Origin of the sequence: Thauera mechernichensis (assembly GCF_029588855.1) — a bacterium.
Taxonomy (GTDB): Bacteria; Pseudomonadota; Gammaproteobacteria; order Burkholderiales; family Rhodocyclaceae; genus Thauera; species Thauera mechernichensis.
In genome coordinates this window covers 17,735-35,193 of the sequence record NZ_JARQZE010000026.1, presented here as the reverse complement: position 1 = coordinate 35,193, position 17,459 = coordinate 17,735, and the positions used below count along the sequence as shown (strand labels likewise).

Annotated in this window: 16 protein-coding genes; 7 read left to right on the top strand and 9 right to left on the bottom strand. The window is 65.2% G+C overall.

Annotated elements, in window-relative coordinates; translation table 11 throughout:
• Positions 1–121: 121 nt before the first annotated feature.
• Together P7F68_RS19060 and ampC are read left to right on the top strand one after the other, a co-directional pair.
• Entirely contained in the window at positions 122–460 is a 339-nt protein-coding gene (locus tag P7F68_RS19060; RefSeq protein WP_277835496.1) for a group II intron maturase-specific domain-containing protein, read from the top strand.
• Between the two features lie 332 nt (positions 461–792).
• Positions 793–1,956 (top strand): class C beta-lactamase, encoded by a 1,164-nt coding sequence (gene ampC, locus P7F68_RS19055; protein ID WP_037982619.1) that lies wholly within the window; start codon positions 793–795, stop codon positions 1,954–1,956.
• A gap of 210 nt (positions 1,957–2,166) precedes the next feature.
• On the opposite strand, the gene P7F68_RS19050 is transcribed toward ampC, so the two are convergent.
• Positions 2,167–2,730: a MarR family winged helix-turn-helix transcriptional regulator gene (locus tag P7F68_RS19050; protein WP_002939059.1), complete on the bottom strand. Its 564-nt coding sequence runs from the start codon at positions 2,728–2,730 to the stop codon at positions 2,167–2,169.
• Between the two features lie 110 nt (positions 2,731–2,840).
• On the opposite strand from P7F68_RS19050, the gene P7F68_RS19045 reads away from it, so the two are divergent.
• Both P7F68_RS19045 and P7F68_RS19040 read left to right on the top strand, forming a co-directional pair.
• Positions 2,841–3,074, top strand: coding sequence for a thioredoxin family protein (locus P7F68_RS19045; protein ID WP_002939057.1), 234 nt, complete (start codon positions 2,841–2,843; stop codon positions 3,072–3,074).
• A 12-nt stretch (positions 3,075–3,086) separates the two neighbouring features.
• The gene (locus tag P7F68_RS19040) at positions 3,087–3,563 is read left to right on the top strand and encodes a cytochrome P460 family protein (protein WP_002939055.1); all 477 of its coding nucleotides are present in this window, start codon (positions 3,087–3,089) and stop codon (positions 3,561–3,563) included.
• Between the two features lie 161 nt (positions 3,564–3,724).
• Here P7F68_RS19040 and P7F68_RS19035 read toward each other — a convergent pair whose 3' ends face one another.
• The 6 genes from P7F68_RS19035 to P7F68_RS19010 form a co-directional block, all read right to left on the bottom strand.
• Complete coding sequence (locus P7F68_RS19035) at positions 3,725–5,347, bottom strand: AMP-binding protein (protein WP_002939054.1); 1,623 nt, start codon at positions 5,345–5,347, stop codon at positions 3,725–3,727.
• A 70-nt stretch (positions 5,348–5,417) separates the two neighbouring features.
• A complete protein-coding gene (locus tag P7F68_RS19030) occupies positions 5,418–6,590 on the bottom strand; it encodes a CaiB/BaiF CoA transferase family protein (protein WP_002939051.1) in 1,173 nt (390 codons plus the stop codon).
• Positions 6,591–6,615: 25 nt separating this feature from the next.
• The gene (locus tag P7F68_RS19025) at positions 6,616–7,845 is read right to left on the bottom strand and encodes an acyl-CoA dehydrogenase family protein (RefSeq protein ID WP_277835492.1); all 1,230 of its coding nucleotides are present in this window, start codon (positions 7,843–7,845) and stop codon (positions 6,616–6,618) included.
• A 15-nt stretch (positions 7,846–7,860) separates the two neighbouring features.
• Positions 7,861–8,949 (bottom strand): acyl-CoA dehydrogenase family protein, encoded by a 1,089-nt coding sequence (locus P7F68_RS19020; RefSeq protein WP_002939049.1) that lies wholly within the window; start codon positions 8,947–8,949, stop codon positions 7,861–7,863.
• A gap of 75 nt (positions 8,950–9,024) precedes the next feature.
• Positions 9,025–11,208 carry a 3-hydroxyacyl-CoA dehydrogenase NAD-binding domain-containing protein gene (locus tag P7F68_RS19015; RefSeq protein WP_277835491.1) on the bottom strand — a complete coding sequence of 728 codons (2,184 nt, stop codon included), beginning with the start codon at positions 11,206–11,208 and terminating at the stop codon, positions 9,025–9,027.
• A gap of 33 nt (positions 11,209–11,241) precedes the next feature.
• Entirely contained in the window at positions 11,242–12,450 is a 1,209-nt protein-coding gene (locus P7F68_RS19010; RefSeq protein WP_277835490.1) for an acetyl-CoA C-acetyltransferase, read from the bottom strand.
• Positions 12,451–12,666: 216 nt separating this feature from the next.
• Between P7F68_RS19010 and P7F68_RS19005 the strand changes: the two genes are divergently transcribed.
• Positions 12,667–13,380 carry a TetR/AcrR family transcriptional regulator gene (locus P7F68_RS19005; RefSeq protein WP_277835488.1) on the top strand — a complete coding sequence of 238 codons (714 nt, stop codon included), beginning with the start codon at positions 12,667–12,669 and terminating at the stop codon, positions 13,378–13,380.
• Positions 13,381–13,426: 46 nt separating this feature from the next.
• Here P7F68_RS19005 and P7F68_RS19000 read toward each other — a convergent pair whose 3' ends face one another.
• Both P7F68_RS19000 and P7F68_RS18995 read right to left on the bottom strand, forming a co-directional pair.
• Positions 13,427–14,353, bottom strand: a complete 927-nt coding sequence (locus P7F68_RS19000) for a TauD/TfdA dioxygenase family protein (protein WP_277835486.1) — start codon at positions 14,351–14,353, stop codon at positions 13,427–13,429.
• A gap of 29 nt (positions 14,354–14,382) precedes the next feature.
• Positions 14,383–15,153: a class II aldolase/adducin family protein gene (locus tag P7F68_RS18995; protein ID WP_277835484.1), complete on the bottom strand. Its 771-nt coding sequence runs from the start codon at positions 15,151–15,153 to the stop codon at positions 14,383–14,385.
• A gap of 325 nt (positions 15,154–15,478) precedes the next feature.
• Here P7F68_RS18995 and P7F68_RS18990 point away from each other — a divergent pair, with 325 nt between their 5' ends.
• Positions 15,479–16,408 carry an NAD(P)-dependent oxidoreductase gene (locus P7F68_RS18990; RefSeq protein WP_157384657.1) on the top strand — a complete coding sequence of 310 codons (930 nt, stop codon included), beginning with the start codon at positions 15,479–15,481 and terminating at the stop codon, positions 16,406–16,408.
• Complete coding sequence (locus tag P7F68_RS18985; RefSeq protein WP_277835482.1) at positions 16,294–17,436, top strand: AraC family transcriptional regulator; 1,143 nt, start codon at positions 16,294–16,296, stop codon at positions 17,434–17,436. Before P7F68_RS18990 ends, P7F68_RS18985 begins: the two co-directional genes overlap by 115 nt.
• The last annotated feature ends 23 nt before the right edge of the window (positions 17,437–17,459 follow it).

Below are 17,459 nucleotides of genomic sequence, written 5' to 3'. Positions count from 1 at the left end.
GAAAAACGCCCTTGCCAGCACCCCGAAAAACATCGATTCTTGACCCCCCAACGACGTCCGTCAGAGCCCGGTTCGAGTGGCTTCTATATGCCGATCATCGGTGGCTCTATTGTGGCGGTCAGTGACACGTACACGAGGCACCAGTATTGGCGCACTCGTTGCAGAGCTAAGAGAAACCCTGCTTGGTTGGAAAGCGTACTTCGGCATCGCCGAGGTGCTGAGTCCTCTGCGCGAGATCGACAAATGGGTACGACGCAAGTTGCGCTGCTATCTCTGGAAACAATGGGGATCGTCCGGCTATCGGCAACTGCGCAAGCGCGGGGTATCGGTGCGCGAAGCGTGGAACACCAGCAAGTCGGCGCATGGTCCATGGCGGCTGTCAAAGACACCGGCATTAGCGATTGCGCTACCATTGCGCTTCTTCGAAACCATGGGACTACCCAGCCTTGCGCCACGGTAGGAATTTAATTTATCGAACCGCCGGATACGTGACCCGTACGTCCGGTGGTGTGGGAGGGAGGGGCCGCGAGGCTTCTTCCTATCCCGATTAAACGACAGCTCTAAGAAAAGCTCTCTGGCGGCTTTGGATCGGGTCGAGACGCTCGGGGGTGGTGGGCCGGGTCGCATCACTGGTGAAGGTCTCAGCCCGGCCAGAAGCAGTCACTCATCGCTCCGCGATGCCGAGCCAATTTGCTATCAGATTCTTTAGAATCCCTAGCTCGTAGCGCTACAGCACTCAATTGCATCGCAACTGCCAGCGTTGGCTTTCCTCCTTCAATCGTAAGGTAAAAATTGAAAAACCGTCTGTTTACTGTCCTTCTGACAGCCGCTGTCTTTGGTCTTGGCTCGGCTGTCAATGCTGCTGAGATTTCCCGTGCTGAAGCAATGAAAGCCATCTCTGCAGTCGTGCTGCCTGCCATGGAAAAGAACCAGATTCCTGGTATGGCGGTGGCATTGGTCTTGGGGGAGAAGACGTATGTCTTTAACTATGGCGTGTCAGATGTTGAGAAACAAACACCAGTAACTGACGAGACGATTTTTGAGATTGGCTCTATCAGCAAGACCTTCACAGCCACACTGGCGATGCACGCAGAAGCCACTGGGAAGCTGAAGCTGACCGATACCGCAGCAAGATACTTACCGGAGTTGGCTGGCACGGACTTCGGCAACTTGCAGCTTTTCCATCTTGGAACGCACACCCTTGGCGGCATTCCTCTGCAGGTGCCTGATGAGGTCCAAACTCGGGAGCAGCTTCTGGAATACTTCCGCACCTGGAAGCCTGCATTCAGAGCCGGCACGATGCGTACTTATGCAAACCCGAGCATCGGTGCTCTAGGGTGGATCACGGCGAAAAGTCTGGGTCAAGATTTCAGCACCGCCATGACTCAAGCCATTTTCCAGCCCCTTGGTCTCACGAGCACTTATCTGAGCGTCCCTGCACAGAAGATGTCCAGCTACGCTTGGGGCTACAACAAGGATAAGAAGCCTGTGCGTGTCAATCCAGGTATGTTGGACAGTGAAGCCTACGGCATCAAAACCACGGCTTCCGACCTGAGTGCCTTTTTGAAGGCCAACATGGGCATGTTGCCCTTGGATAGCATGCTGCAAGCGGCTTTAAACAATACCCGCAAGCGCTATTTCAGCGTAGGCCAGATGACTCAAGGCCTCATCTGGGAGGAATATGCAATGCCTGTTGACTTGCCTACGCTGCAAGAAGGCAATGCTCCCAAGATTATCCTGAATCCGACCCCAGTAAGCGCCAAGGTTCCTGCAGCCACACCTGACAGCAATGTGTGGGTTAACAAGACTGGTGCCACCAACGGCTTCGGTGCTTACGTTGCGTTTGTGCCTGAAGAGCGCTTTGGGGTTGTGTTGCTGGCCAATAAGAACTACCCCAATGCCGAAAGGGTAGAAATTGCTCACAAGATCTATAGCAATCTAACCGGAAAGCAATGACAGCCCAGGTCCGCAGGACTCGTTGGCGAGCGGCAGTTTGCGGGAAGCGAACCTCAAACGGCGGCTTTCCTCCGACGAGTCGGGTGAGGTGTCGGTCGCAACCCGACCCACAAGGGACAGATGACCTGTTCATCACCATTGGCGGCTGAGCAATTGGAAACCTGCTGCGCGAGATCTTAGGGTAGCTGTTGAGCTGGGACAGCCATGTAATCAAACGCACTTCGGTGTTGCTGCTGTCCATTCACGACAGATGCGAATGGTCTGCTCGGTGGCGAGCGGCTCGCGAGTGAGTCCGCAGCGTGCGCCACCTTCCTCTTTCAGAAAGTGAGCGCATTGATGGCATAGGCCGAAGGCACGCTGTCCATTCACGCGCTGCATGGCTGAAAGCAGTTTGCGCAGCGTGCTCTCGAGTGCATCGGCCTCACCCGTTCGTTCGCAGAGCAACTGCTCCACACGCTCTACCCAACTATCCCTCAAGACAGACTCGCTTGCGGGGGTCAATTTCAGGTGCACGCGCTTGCCGTGTCGCGCGTCCGGCTCCTTGGTCAGCAATCCCTTGCGTTCAAGCACCGCGAGCGTCTGCGAGACCGTCCCGCGGGTGATGCCGAAATACTCCGCAATGGCGATGGGCAGGTCGCTGTAGCGGTTGGCCAGCCTGAGGTAGTGCAAGACCTGAATGTGGATCGGCAGCAGGCCGTGGCGCGTCGCTTCGTCGCGGACGGACTGCTGCACGAGTGCCCCCAGGCGCTCGAGCAGGAGAGAGGTCTGATTCATGCTTGTAATGTATCGCCTCGACGCATTTCTTGACAAGCAGGATGTGGTCACTCTAATCTGCATTATGCATCGCCTCGATGCATGTGACCGATAGCCCTGAGGAGTCAATCATGAGCGAAGCCGTGTTCTTCCATGCTGGTTGTCCAGTGTGTGTATCCGCCGAGCAGCACTTCATTCAGGCGCTCGATCCGGCGCGATACGCGGTAGAGGTCGTTGATCTGGGCAAGCAGAAGAATCGTATTGCTCAGGCCGAGCGCTACGGCGTGGTGTCGGTGCCCGCGCTGGTCATCGATGGGCAGCCGTTCCACATCAACTTTGGCGCTGCGCTGGCCGATCTGAAATAGGAGGTATTCAAGATGAAACGCATCCTGAGCTTTCTATCTTCGATGGCGCTCGTTCTGCCGGCTATCTCGGCCGAACCGCTCGTGCCATACCCGGAGGAGTATCGCGGCTGGCATCACGTCAAGACGATGGTCATCGACGAAGGCCATCCGCTCTATGAGGCCTTCGGCGGCATCCATCACATTTACGCGAACCCGAAAGCCGTGGCCGGCTACCAGTCCGGGACGTTCCCGGATGGTGCCGTCATCGTGTTCGATCTTCTGGAAGCGATACCAGCCGACAATGCCGTCACGGAGGGGACGCGAAAGGTCGTCGGTGTGATGCACCGGGACGCGAGGAACTATGCGGCGACAGGCGGTTGGGGGTTCGAGGGTTTTGGCGGTGGCGACCGAGCAAATCGGGTCGTGGGGGGCAATGCAGCCAGCGCCTGCTTCGCTTGCCATGAGCCGCAGAAGGACCACGACTACGTGTTCAGTCGCCTACGGGATTGAAATCCCATGTAGATGAAGGCTCCGATGGCGCCCCGGTGTCTGGCAGAGGTCTGGCGCGTACCGCACGGCCAGCGCGACATTCCCGCTGGATGCAGGGCCCTGACGCTTTCGCTGAAGCAATCTCCCGGCAGGCCCGCGCGCTGCCTGCCGGGAGTACGGCGTCAGGCGGTGGCGGGGGTGTCGAGCGCGCGCTGGGCGACTTCCTTGGCCCAGACGTAGTTCGCCTTGCCTGCGGCCGAGCGCATCACCTCGGGCACGGTCACGATCTCCTTGGGCACCTTGTAGCCGGCCAGGTGGGCGTGGCACAGGACCTTCAGCGCATCCAGGTCGAGCGACATTCCGGGCCGCACCGACACCACCGCGGTCACCTTCTGGCCCCAGCGCGGGTCGGGCAGGCCGACGACGACGGCGTCGAGGATCTGCGGGCTCATGCGCAGCGTCTCCTCCACCTCCTCCGGAAAGACTTTCTCGCCGCCGGTGTTGATGCAGTTGTTGCCGCGCCCGAAGACGATGATCGCACCGTCGTCGGCGAGCTTGGCGGCGTCGCCGGTGATCGCGTAGCGGGTGCCGTCGATGGTGACGAAGGTCTCGGCAGTCTTGACCGGGTCGCGGTAGTAGCCCAGGGGTAGGTAGCCGCTGCGGGCGAGGATGCCGGACTCGCCCGTAGCGGCGATGCGCTTGCCGTCGACGACGACCTTGAGGTCGGGGCGGGCGGCGATCTTGATCATGCCGCCCTCGATCGGCTTGGCGCCCATGCCGAGCTGGCCGCCCTCGGACGAGCCGATGCCGTCGCTGAAGTACACGTTGGCGGGCAGGAAGGGCTTGAGCGCCTCCTTGATGTGGGCCGACATTACGGCGCCGCCGTTGCCGAACAGGAACAGGGTGGACAGGTCCCAGCGCCCGGGGTGGGCCTTGAGGGCGTCGAGGATGGGCAGCGCCATGGCGTCGCCGACGAGGGTGATGCCGTTGAGCTTTTGTGTTGCGGCGATGTCGAGCACGTGCTCTGCATTGAAGTGGTGCTGGTCGTTGAGCACCACGGTATGGCCGGCGAACAGTGACACCATGGTTGCCCAGTGCGCAGCGCCGTGCATCAGCGGGGCGACCGGCATGAAGCGCATCGGATGCGCCTTGCGGATGCGGTCGGCGAGCTCTTCGGGGGTCTTGACCGGGCCGTCGGCGGGGGCGTAGAAGCCGCCGCCACCCAGGCTGCCGAAGAAGAGATCCTTGTGCGGCCACATCACGCCCTTGGGCTTGCCGGTGGTGCCGCCGGTGTAGAGCAGCGAGAGGTCGTCGTCGCTGCAGCGGATGCCCTGCAAGGCGCGGGTGTCTTCGAGCAGCGCGTTCTCGTAGGCGACGGCGCCGGCGAGCGCCGGCGTGCCGCCGCCGGTGCGCACCTTCACGGTCAGGCCCGGTGCGGCGTCGAGCACCTCGGTCACGGCGGGTTCGAGCTCGGCGCTGTAGAACAAGGCCTTGATGCCGGCGTTGTCGTAGATGTAGCGCAGCTCGTCGGCGACGTAGCGGTAGTTGATGTTGGCCGGTACTGCGCGCACACGGCAGGCGGCGAGGAAGGCCTCGAGGTACTCCGGCGAGTTGTACATCTGCAGGCCGACGACGTCGCCCTGGCCGATGCCCTGGGCGTGCAGCCAGGCGGCGAGCTGGTCAACGCGTTCGGCCATCTCGCGGTAGCTGTGGCGGTTGTCGCCGATGATGAGCGCGTCGCGCTCGGGTACGGTCTCGGCGGTGATCGCGAACAGGTCCGCGAGGCTGAAGCTGCGTGGATTCATGATGTCTCCGTCGTGTGGTTGTCGTGTGATCGTCCCGACTGGCATGACCATGCGCGGGACGGCGGCGGGTTCAGATCGCGCCGGCGGCCCTGAGCGCCGCGATGGCGTCCTCGCCGTGACCGAGCTCGCGCAGCACCGTCTCGTTGTGTTCGCCGACCGCGGGCGGCGGGCGGTCGAGCGAGAAGGCGTAATCGCTCATCTTCACCGGGAAGGCGAAGTAGGGTGCGCTGCCGCCGTCGGGCAGCGGCGTGTCCACCGTCATGGCGCGCGCGGCGGTGAGGGGGTGGGCGAGCACCTCGTCGATGCGCAGCACCGGGCTCACGCAGGCGTCCACGCCGGCCAGCGCTGCGGTCCATTCCGCCAGGGTGCGCGCCTTGATGATCTGTGCGACCTGGGTTTTCACCGCTGCGCCGGATTTGCCTGCCGCCCAGCCGCTCTTGCTCAGCTCCGGGCAACCGGCGGCGGCGCAGAAGGCCTGCCAGAATTTCGGTTCGAGCGCGCCGACCGCGAGATGACGGCCATCGGCGGTCTCGTAGGTGCCGTAGCAGGGCAGGCCGCCGGACAAGGTGTCGTGGCCGGCGGGAACCGGCTGCTTCCAGGTGTGCAGGCTGGCCAGCGGCTGGACGTTGAGCGCCATCGCGCAGTCGGTCATCGACACGTCGATGAAGCGGCCCTGGCCGCTGCGCTGGGCGTCGAAGAGGGCGGCGAGGACTGCCATCGCCGCCGACAGCGCGCCGCCGGCAAGGTCGGCGATCGGGAAGTTGCCCGGATGCGGCTTGCCGCTCGGTGCGGCGCTCTGTTCCAGGATGCCGGCGTAGCTCTGGTAGTTAATGTCGTGGCCGCCGAGCTCGGCGAGCGGGCCGTCCTGGCCGTAGCCGCTGATCGCGCAGTACACCAGCCTCGGGTTGATCGCCTTGAGGTCGTCATAGCCGATGCCGAGCCGGCGCATCACGCCGGGGCGGAAGCCCTCGACCACGACGTCGGCGTCCTTGGCCAACGAATGGATGATCTCGCGCGCGCCGTCGGCGCGCAGGTTGATCGCCAGCGAGCGCTTGTTGCGGTTCACCGCCAGGAAGAAGTGCGAGATCGGCGTGCCGGCCGGGCCACGCCCGGCTTCGCCGCCGGGCGGCTCGATCTTGATCACGTCGGCGCCCATGTCGGCCAGGTGCAGGGTGCACATCGGCCCGGGCAGGAGCTGGGTGAAGTCGAGCACCTTCACGCCGCTGAGGGGTTTGCTTGCCATCGTACGGTCTCCTCCGTGCGGCGCTTCAGGCGCTTTCCAGGTCGCGGAACGGGAGCTTGCGGTCGCTGCGGATCTCGCCGGGCAGGCCGAGCACGCGTTCTGCGATCACGTTCTTCAGGATCTCGTCGGTGCCGCCGGCGATGCGCGCACCGGGCGCGCCCAGCCACAGGCGCTGCATGTAGCGCCAATCCCCGCCGAGGGCCTCGAAGCCGAGCAGCCCCTCGGGGCCGGCGAGCTCGATCGCGAAGGCGGCGATGTCCTGCATCGCCTTGGCGGCGACCAGCTTGGTGATGGCCATTTCGGGGCCGGGCGCCTTGCCCTTCGAGATCGCGGTGAGGCCGCGGGCGATGACCAGCTCCACGCCTTTCTGCTGCAGGTAGGCGTCGGCAATGCGGGCGCGCACGCGGTCGTCCTCGATCGCCGGGCGCTCGTCCCATGCGCACTGCTGCGCCAGCGCTACGAGGTGGGCGTGGAGGTCGGTGGGCAGGTTGCCGCCGACCGACAGGCGCTCCTGCATCAGCGTGCTCAGCATCACCTTCCAGCCGCCGCATTCGGGGCCCAGGCGGTAGCTGTCGGGGATGCGTACGTCGGTGAAGAAGACCTCGTTGAACTCCGCGTCGCCCGACATCTGGTGGATGGGGCGCACTTCGACGCCGGGGGCCTTCATGTCGACGATGAACATGGTCAGGCCCTCCTGCTTGGGCTTGTCCCAGTCGCTGCGGGTGAGCAGGATGCCGTAGTCGCAGAAGTGCGCGCCCGAGGTCCACACCTTCTGGCCGTTGATGATCCAGTCGTCACCGTCGCGCACTGCGCGCGTGCGCACGCCGCCGGTGTCGGAGCCGGCGCCGGGCTCGGAGAAGAGCTGGCACCAGATCTCCTCGCCGGCGAGGCCGGGGCGCAGGAAGCGGGCCTTGAGATCGGGCGCGGCCCAGGTCATCACCGTGGGCAGGCCCATGCCGATGCTGACCTCGAAGATCATGCCCGGCACCAGGTAGGCCGCTTCTTCCTGCTGGTAGATCACCTGCTGCATGGCCGTGCCGCCGCGGCCGCCGGCCGCCTTCGGCCAGGTGATCGCGGCATAGCCGGCGGCGGCCTTCTTTGCCTGCCAGGCCTTGGCGGCGGCGAGCTTGGCCGCATCGTCCAGGCCTTCGCCGAAGACCTCGTCGGGGCGGGTTCGCTTCTGGCCGTTGGCTTCCAGCCAGGCGCGCACTTCGGCGCGGAAGGCGGCTTCTTCGGGGGTGTCTCTGAAGTCCATGTGGGCGTGTTCCGCTTACGCGGCCTCCTTGATGAGTTCGTCGGCCAGGCGTGCGCGCCAGGCGTGTTCGCTGCCGATGATCTGACCGAGATGACGGGCGCGGCGATAGTGGAGGTGGCAGTCCATCTCCCAGGTGAAGCCGATGCCGCCGTGCAGCTCGATGCCTTCCTCGGCGGCGACGGTGTAGGCGCGGGTGGCGGCCACGCGCGCGGCTGCGGCCGCCTTGGGCAGCTCGGGGGCGTCCGAGGACAGTGCCCAGGCGCCGTAGTAGGCGTGCACCCGGGCCAGCTCGATGGCGGTGTAGATCTCGGCCATCTTGTGCTTCATGGCCTGGAAGCTGCCGATCTGGCGGCCGAAGGCCTTGCGCTCCAGGGAGTAGTCGCGTGTCGCCTCGAGGATGCAGGTGGCGCCGCCGACCTGCTCGAAGGCGAGCAGCACCGCAGCGCCGTCGAGCACGCGGCTGGCGACGGCTGCGCCATTGGCGCCCGCCAGGCGCTCGGCCGGGGTGCGATCGAAACGGAGTTCGGCGAGCGGGCGGGTGGGGTCGAGCGAGGGCAGCGGGTTACGGCTGACGCCGGTTCCCGCGAGCTCGACCAGCACCAGCTCATCGCCGACGCGCAGCACCGCCAGCCCGGCGATGCCGCCGTCGACCAGCGCCGGGCTGGTGCCAGTGAGCGTTTGTCCGTCGAAGGCGAGCGGGGCGGCGGGGCGGTAGCGTTCGCGGCTGCCCAGTGCGGCGGTGGCGACCACGTCGCCGCTGGCGATCTTCGGCAGCCAGTGCTGCTTTTGCGCCTCGCTGCCGGCGCGTTGGATCGCTTCGGCGGCGAGGTAGACGCTCGAGGCCAGGGGGACGGCGGCGAGGTGGCGGCCGGCTTCCTCGGCGACCAGGCATAGCGCCAGGTAGCCGAGCCCGGCGCCGCCGTACTGCTCGGGGATCGCGGCGGCGGCCGCGCCCATTTCGATCAGGTTATGCCATACGGCCTCGGCATGGCTGGCCCGGCCCTCCAGTACCTCGCGTACCGCTTGCGAGGTGCTGGTCTCGGCCAGCATGGTGCGCACTGCGTCCTGCAGCAGGCGCTGGTCGTCGGAAAAGTCGAAATTCACGCAGAGACTCCTTGGGACTGCGCCGCCAGCTCCGGAGGAGGTGGCGGCGGGGTTCGTGGCGGTGAGGCGGGCGGGTCAGCGCACGGCTGCGGGCGGTGTGACGCGACGGGCGCCGTAGAAGGTCCTGCCCTCGGCCGCCATGTCGCGCAGCAGCTGCGGCGCCGCGTACTGCGCGCCGTAGCGCGCGGCGAGGCGGTCGCATTCGGCGACGACCTTGTCGATGCCGATCGTGTCCATCATCGAGAACGGGCCGCCGAGGTAGGCCGGGAAGCCGACGCCGAGGATGGAGCCGACGTCGCCGTCGGCGGGATCGATCAGCACGCCCTCTGCCATCGCCTTGGCGGCATCGACGAGCTGGGCATAGAGCATGCGTGCCTTCACCTCATCCACGCTGGGCTGCTCGGCGAGCGGCGGGAACAGTTCGGCGAGGCCCGGCCACAGCTTTTTGCTGCCGTCCGCGGCGTACTCGAAGAAGCCCTTGCCGTTCTTGCGCCCGTGGCGGCCGAGTTCGCCGACCAGCTTCTCGACCAGGCGGAAGGTGGGCGTCGGCTTGAAGGCGTCGCCCTCGTCCTTCTTGCGCTGCTGGCTGGCGTGGTAGGCGGTGTCCAGGCCGATCTCGTCGGAGACGGTGAGCGGGCCGACCGGAATGCCGGCCATCTTCGCCGCGTTCTCGATCAGCGCCGGATTCACGCCTTCGGTGACCATCGCCAGGCTCTCGTTGATGTAGGCACCGATGAAGCGGCTGGTGAAGAAGCCGGGGCCGTCGTTGACCACGATCGGCGTCTTCTTCATCGCCTGCACGAGGTCGAGCGCGCGCGCCAGGGTCTCGGGCGAGGTCTTGCGGCCGCGGATGATCTCGACCAGCGGCATGCGCTCGACCGGCGAGAAGAAGTGCATGCCGATGAAGTTCTCCGGGTGGGCGCCGGCCTCGGCCAGCTCGCTGATCGGCAGCGCCGAGGTGTTGGAGGCGATCACCGCATGCGCCGGCAGTACGGCGTCGAGCTTGCGCGTGATCTCGGCCTTGATGCCGCGATCCTCGAACACCGCCTCCACCACCAGCTCCACGTCGGCCAGACCGGCGTAGTCGGTGGTGGGGTGGATGCGGGCGAGGATGGCGTCGGCCTTGTCCTGCGTCATGCGGCCCTTGGCGATGTCCTTCTCCAGGCGCTTGCTGGAGTAGGCCTTGCCCTTGTCGGCGGCGGCCTGGTCGCGGTCGATCAGCACCGTCTCGATGCCGAGCTTGGCGCAGTGGTAGGCGATGCCCGCGCCCATCAGGCCGGCGCCGACCACGCCGATCTTGCGGAAGGTCGTCTTCGGCACGCCTTCGGGGCGGTGCATCAGCTTGTCCGCCTTGCCCTTGTTGATGAAGAGCGTGCGGATCATGTTGCGTGACACCGGGTCGAGCTGGAGCAGGGTGAAGTACTTGGCCTCGACGTCCAGCGCCTTGTCCATCGGCAGCTGCGGGCCTTCGTACAGGCAGGACAGGATGGCCTTGGGGGCGGGCAGGTTGTGGAAGGTCTTGGCCTGCAGCATGGCGTTGCTCACCACCAGCATCTGCGCCACGGCGGGCGAGGAGGGGCCGGCGCCGCCGGGGATCCTGAAGCCCTTCTTGTCCCACGGCTGCACCGGGTCGCCTTCCTCGACGAGCCAGCGCTTCGCCTCGGCGAGCAGCTGGTCGGCGGGCACGACCTTATGCACCAGCCCCATCTTCAGCGCCTTCTCGGCCGACAGCGCCTGGCCTTCCATGACCACCGGCATCGCCGCCTGGATGCCGACCAGGCGCGAAACGCGCTGGGTGCCGCCGCCGCCGGGCAGCAGGCCGACCTGCACTTCGGGCAGGCCGAGCTGGATGCCCCTGGCGTCCGACACCACGCGGTAGTGGCAGGCGAGCGCGATCTCTGTGCCGCCGCCCAGTGCCGTGCCGTTGATGGCGCAGGCCACCGGCTTGCCGCAGGTTTCCATGCGGCGCAGCAGCTTCGACAGCGAGGCGTTCATCTTCAGGCGCTCGGCCACTGGGGTGTCGTCCACCTTGTCCAGGTTGGCTTCCATGACCTTGAGGTCGGCGCCGGCGGCGAACACCGGTTTGCCCGAGGTGAAGATGGCGCCCTTGATGCTGTCGTCGGTGGCGAGGCGCTCGATCGCGGCGGCGATCTCGTCCATGAACTGCATGTCCATGGTGTTCATGTTGCTGTCGGTACGGTCGAAGAGCAGGGTGGCGATGCCGTCGGCGTCCACCGAGATGTGGATGACTTCAGTCATGACTGTCGATTCCTTGATGTGGTCCGGTGGCGCTCAGACGAGCTCGATGATGGTGGCCGTGCCCATGCCGGCGGCCTCGCACAGCGTGACCAGGCCGGTGCCGACCTGGCGGCGCTCCATCTCGTCGAGCAGGGTGCCGAGGATCATGGCGCCGGTGGCGCCCAGCGGATGGCCCATGGCAATGGCGCCGCCATTGACGTTGATGCGGTCGTGCGGCACGTTGAGCCGCTCCATCAGGCATAGCACGACGGACGAGAAAGCCTCGTTGAGCTCCCACAGGCCGATGTCAGAGGCAGTCATGCCGGCCTTCTTCAGCGCCTTCTGCGCGGCGTAGCTCGGGGCGTCGAGCATCAGGGTCGGCTCCGAGCCGACGGTGGCGACCGAGCGGATGCGCGCGCGCGGCTTGAGGCCGGCGCGCTTGCCTGCGTCGGCATTGCCCACCAGCACGGCGGCGGCGCCATCGACGATGCCCGAGCTGTTACCGGCGTGGTGCATGTGGTGGATGGCCTCCAACTGCGGGTACTTGAGCAGCGCGACGCCGTCGAAGCCGTACTGGGTGCCCATCTCGAGGAAGGAGGGTTTGAGCGCGGCGAGCGATTCCAGCGTGGTCTCGGGGCGGATCGCCTCGTCCTTCGCCAGCACCGGCAGGCCGAGCACGTCCTTCACCGCGACCACCGAGCGCTCGAACCAGCCTTTGGCCCAGGCCTGCGCTGCGCGGCGCTGGCTTTCCACCGCATAGGCGTCGCACTGTTCGCGGGTGAAGCCATGCAGGGTGGCGAGCAGGTCGGCGCTGACCCCCTGCATGGTGAAATACATCCTGAAGGCGACCTGCGGGTCGAGCGCCATGGCGCCGCCGTCGCTGCCCATCGGCACGCGCGACATGCTCTCCACGCCACCGCCGATCGCCATGTCCACCTGGCCCGAGCCCACCTTGGCGGCGGCGAAGTTCACCGCCTCCAGGCCCGAGCCGCAGTAGCGGTTGATCTGCATGCCGGGCACGCCATGGTCGAAGCCGGCCACCAGCGCAGCGACGCGCGCGATGTTGCCGCCCTGTTCGCCCACCGGCACCACGCAGCCGAGAAGCACGTCCTCGATCAGCGTACTGTCGAGGCTGTTGCGGTCGCGTACGGCCTGCAGCATCTGCGCGGCCAGTTGCACCGGGGTGATCTCGGCGAGCGCGCCGTCGGCCTTGCCTTTGCCGCGCGGGCTGCGCACATGGTCGTAAATGAAGACGTCGGTCATGACTATCCCTCTGTTTCGGTTCAGGTGTTCGGGGGCTCGGGCCGTGCCCTTGTGCGCTTCCGATCCATCCTTCGGGCGGCGTGCGTGGGCGACGGGCGGACGAGCTGTCGATGCAATCCTATGGCGCGGGACGGCCTTGACTTAAAATCCGAGCAAGAACTCGAACAGTTCGCTTGCTGTGTGTGCAAGTAACTGTTTTAAAAGTGGAATGCTGCGATGCAAAAAACCGAACAAAAGAGGGTGCGGCGTGAAGCGGCGCTCAGGCATGTGCCCGTGCAGGCGCGCGCGAGCTTCACCCTGGAGGCGATCATCGATGCGGCCAGCGAGATCCTGCAGACGCAGGGCGTCGATGCGGTGACGACGCGCAAGGTGGCGGCGCGGGCCGGGGTTTCGGTGGGGGCGGTGTACCAGTACTTCCCCGACAAGGAGGCGATCCTGATGCAGATCAGCGAGCGGATCATGGACGAGGCCTCGATCGACGCCTCGCCGGAGCTGTTCCGTCTCAATCGTCAGTCGCTCGACGAGTTGCTGCAGGCCTTGTTCCAGCGCACCGTGCGCACCGAGATGCGTCTGCTCGGGCTGGGCAAGGACTTCTACCGGCGCTACGCCCGCCAGATGCAGTTCGGCCGTGCACAGGGGCTGGGGCGCGGCGAGGTCAGCTCGGCGCAGCTGGTCGCGAACATGGAACAACTGCTGCGGGTGCATGCCGAGGAGGTCGGCGAGGCGGATGGCGAGCTGGCGGCGTTCATGCTGGTGCGGGGCATGCGCATGCTGCTGGCGACCCTGGTCGAGGAGCGCCCCGAGCTGCTGGAGTCGCCATCGCTGGTGCCGATGCTGGTGCGCATCTCGCGTGCGATGACCGATGCCAGGCTGGAGGAGGGCGAAAAGGAGGCGTCGGGGCAGGACGGCGAGGTGGCCGCCCGCCCCTGATGGTCGTTAGCGCGCGCCAGACGGTGTCGAGCGCGCTGGAGCAGGATCACGCTGCCGTGAGTGCACGCCCCAGCTGGTGCTTGCCCTCGATGGTGGTGCGGTTGATCACGCGGCGCACGCCGGGTTTGGTGCCCGTCGCACAGTGCATCGCCCGCCAGTTGTCCCAGAGCACCATGTCTCCCTGACGCCACTGGTGGTAGTAGAGGAACTCCGGCTTCTTCGTGTGCGCCACCAGCCGTTCCAGCAGTTCGATGGACTCGTCGTTCGAGATGCCGAAGCGCTGTGGCGTGATGACGCGATCCAGGAACTGCTCGACGATGTTCAGGACCTTGCGGCCGCTCACTGGATGGGTGAGCACCGCGGGGTACACCGCGTCCGGGAAGTCGGGGAACTTCATGTCCGACGGCTTCCTTGGGCTGAACGGCCCCGGCTCGTAGCCCTCGAGGTCCACGAAGCGCATATGGCGGCGCTGCATGCTGAAGCTGTAGGCGACCTCGAGCTTGGCGAGCAGGGCCTTCGTGTCGTCGTCCAGTGCATCGTAGGCCTTGGCGAGATCGCCGAATCCAGTCAGCCCGTCTTCCTTGGCGACCTCGACGGCGGTGAGCACGGCGCCGTGATTGGGACAGCCGGTGTAGTGGAGGTCGATATGCCAGTCGAGGCGGCCGACGATCGTCTCGCCCTTGTAGCTCGCGGTGACGTACTTGTCCTTGTCGCTGTTGTTGATGAGCTCGAACAGTTCGGGGTGCTTCTCCGAACGCGTCGCCTTGAGCGGATGCAGCGCCAGCGTGCCGAAGATTCGGCTGAAACGGATCTGGCTGTCGGGCGTGATGTCCTGGCCGCGGAACAGCAGGATGCCGTGTTCGTACCACAGCGATTTGAGCTCTTCCTGGAGCTCGGGGCTGAAAGGTTCATTGATGTCGAAGCCGGAGACTTCTACGCCAACGCTGTCGAGGGGTCTTGTCGTCAGTGCCATGGTTTCACGTGTACGGTGTTGGTGGGCTGTCATTCAAGGATGGAGGGGTCGGCGCGGAGCTCGCGGCGCGCCATGGCTTCCCAGCAGAACGGAAAACCGTTTGCATCGGTGATGCTCAGGCGTTCGACGACTTCGTCCGGCAAGGCGGGGGCACCGCCGGCCAGCTTCACCTCGTAGGCGCGCTTGCAGCGCCACTCGAGCGTGATCACCCTCAGATGCGCCTGCCTCAGATCCTTGCCCACCACCAGAGCGCCGTGGTTCGCGAGCAGCGCCCACTTCGCGTTGCCCAGTGCCATGGCGGCCGATCGGCTCAGGTCGGTCTTCTCGAAGGTGCCCGCATATTCGTTGTACAGCGGCAGATCCACGCCGCAGTAGGCGCCAGCCTGGTCATGCACAGGGGGGACCTGCTGCAGGTTCGCCCACATTCCGCTCCAGTGAGCATGGTTGTGGATGACGACGTTGATCTCGGGACGGAGCTTGTGGAGCTGCAGGTGCAGGCCGATGGCCGGCGTCGTGTTCCACTGGCTGTCGAGGACCTTGCCGTCCTCGTCGATCGTCACGATGTCGCTGGCGCGCAGCTCGTCCCAGGCGAGCTCCCAAGGATTCGTGAGCACGGAGCCGTCGGGCTGGCGCACGGTGATGTGCCCGGCGATATGTTCGTTCCAGCCCTCGCGGCTGAGCATGCGGCACATCAGCGCAACCTGCGCCTTCGGGCTCAATGGCGGCAGCAGTGGGCGCTCGCCCGGGTTGACTGCGAATTTTTCGAATAACTGGCGGTTCACACCATCGGTTTTCAGCATTCGGACTCTCCTTGTGGGGCTGTTTGGCCGTGCTCAATCTTAAGGAGACGGTATCCGGCTGCTTTGGCCGATGCGGACGAAAAGCTGTCCGAAACGGCCATGATGGGCCTGCGTGGCTATACTTTCGCCACACCGTGAATGGCGGCGGACATCCACATCGGATGATTCGGCCGATACGCGCAGGCAGTGGCGTGGGTGGCGTTGATGCAGACAGTCCTTGGCCTGATCGGACAGGTATTGGCCCGTCGCGTCCTGTTGTCCGCATGGGACTGGCCACATCATGCGTGTTCCCGTGGCCAAGGCGGCCACTCACGAGTTGATGATCATGCGATTAGCCTTGAATTTCGATGCGCCGGGGATCGTCCAGCTGCTGCGGGAGAATGCGCCCGAGCTGGAGATCGTTCATTCCAGCGCGCCGAGTGCGGTGCTGCAGGACGTCGAGGTTCTGCTGACCCCGGCCGCAGGCGCCTCGAACCTGTCCGAGTTGCTCGCGGCATGCACCCGCCTCAAATGGATCCACGTGCTGGGCACGGGCGTAGACGATTTTCCGCTCGAGCTCGTGGGCGATCAGCGCGTCACATGTTCGCGCGGGGCGACGGCTTCACCCATCGCCGAGTGGGTGATGGCCATGATCCTGTGCTTTGAAAAGAAGTTGCCGGACAGCTGGATCGTCGAGCCGCCGCAGAGCTGGTACGTGGCGAACCTGGGCGGTCTAGAGGGCAAGACGCTGGGGCTGCTCGGATTCGGCGCCATCGGACAGGCCGTTGCGCGTCGCGCGCTGGCCTTCGACATGCGCGTCCTCGCCAAGGTGCGCCAGCATCGGGAGAGCCCGGTGGAGGGGGTGGAGTTTGTGGAGAGCCTCGAACAGCTCCTTCCACAAGTCGATCACCTGGTGCTCGCCTTGCCTGCCACGGCAGAAAACCGAGGCCTGATCGGCGCTGCCCAACTGCAGCAGACCAAACCAGGCATCCATTTGATCAACGTGGCGAGAGCCGCCTTGCTTGACCAGGCCTCGCTGCTGCCTTTCCTGGATAGCGGGCATGTTGCCGCCGCATCGCTCGACGTGGTCGAACCCGAGCCGTTACCTGCCGGCCATTGGCTGTACGGACACCCGCGAGTGCGCCTGAGTCCGCATATCTCGTGGAGTTCGGTCGGCATCGTGAGCAGGATGCTGGGGGTCTTTCTGAAGAACGTCAGGGCCTATCGGGTGGGTGCGCCGCTCGAAGGCCTCGTGAATCGCAGCGCAGGGTACTAGCGCGTTTCACCCCGGAGGCCGTCGTGATATCGATGAGTTACTTGGCGTGGGTTTGCGAGTTCATGAAGTCCTATGAGGTGGACAGGCGGCGACTTCTGCTCGGAACAGGTCTTGAGGACAGCGACCCCTGTGATCTCGCCGGCGAGATGACCGAGGCGCAGCACCTGCTGCTCATTCGCAATGCCATGCAGCTCAGCGGCGACCCGAGCCTGGGGTTGGCGATGGGTTTCAATCGTCACATCTCCACCTTGCAGAGCTACGGGTTTGCAATCATGTGTTGCGAGACCTATGGCGAGGCAATACGGGTGGGCTGTGAATATCAGGGCACGCTAGGCCGCTTCAGCGGGCGCTTTCTCCAGCTGTCGATGCATCAGGAGGGGAGCGAAGCGGTCATGGACATCGAGACTCGACCAGGTCTGGGCGAAATGACGACCTTTGCCGTTGAAGAGATGCTGGGCAGCATCGTGGCGAGCACCCGCTGGGTGACCGGCAAGACGCTCCCGCTGCGCGAGATCCGGTGTGCATATCCACCGCCGCCTCATCAGGCTGCCTACGCAAGGTATTTCTCCTGTCCGATTCTATTCGGAGCTCCGCGTACGCAGGTGCGCTTCGATGCTGCCTTCCTGCATACGCGCCTGCCCATGGCGAATGCGAGTGCGGCGCGTGTTCACCTGGAGCACTGCAAGCGGCGGGCAGATGACGTCGATAGCATTCAGGATGGACTGCTGGCCAGGGTTCGCACACAGATCGTGGGCGCTGTTGCGACAGGGCTTGGCCTGGAGGCGTGTGCGAGCAGCCTGGCAATCAGCCCCAGGACCTTGCGGCGCAAGCTGCAGCAGCGCGGGCTCACGTACCAGGCGCTGGTCAATGACGTTCGCCTTGGGCTCGCATGCAGCTATCTGGAGAAGACCGACCTCCCTGTGGAGGTGATCGCGGAGCGCGTAGGCTTCAAGGAGCCGACCAGCTTCTCGCGCGCGTTCAAGCGAAGCTTTGGTTGTTCGCCGCGGAGCTTCAGGCAGAACAGATAGCAGAAAGGGCGCAGGGGTGGCAC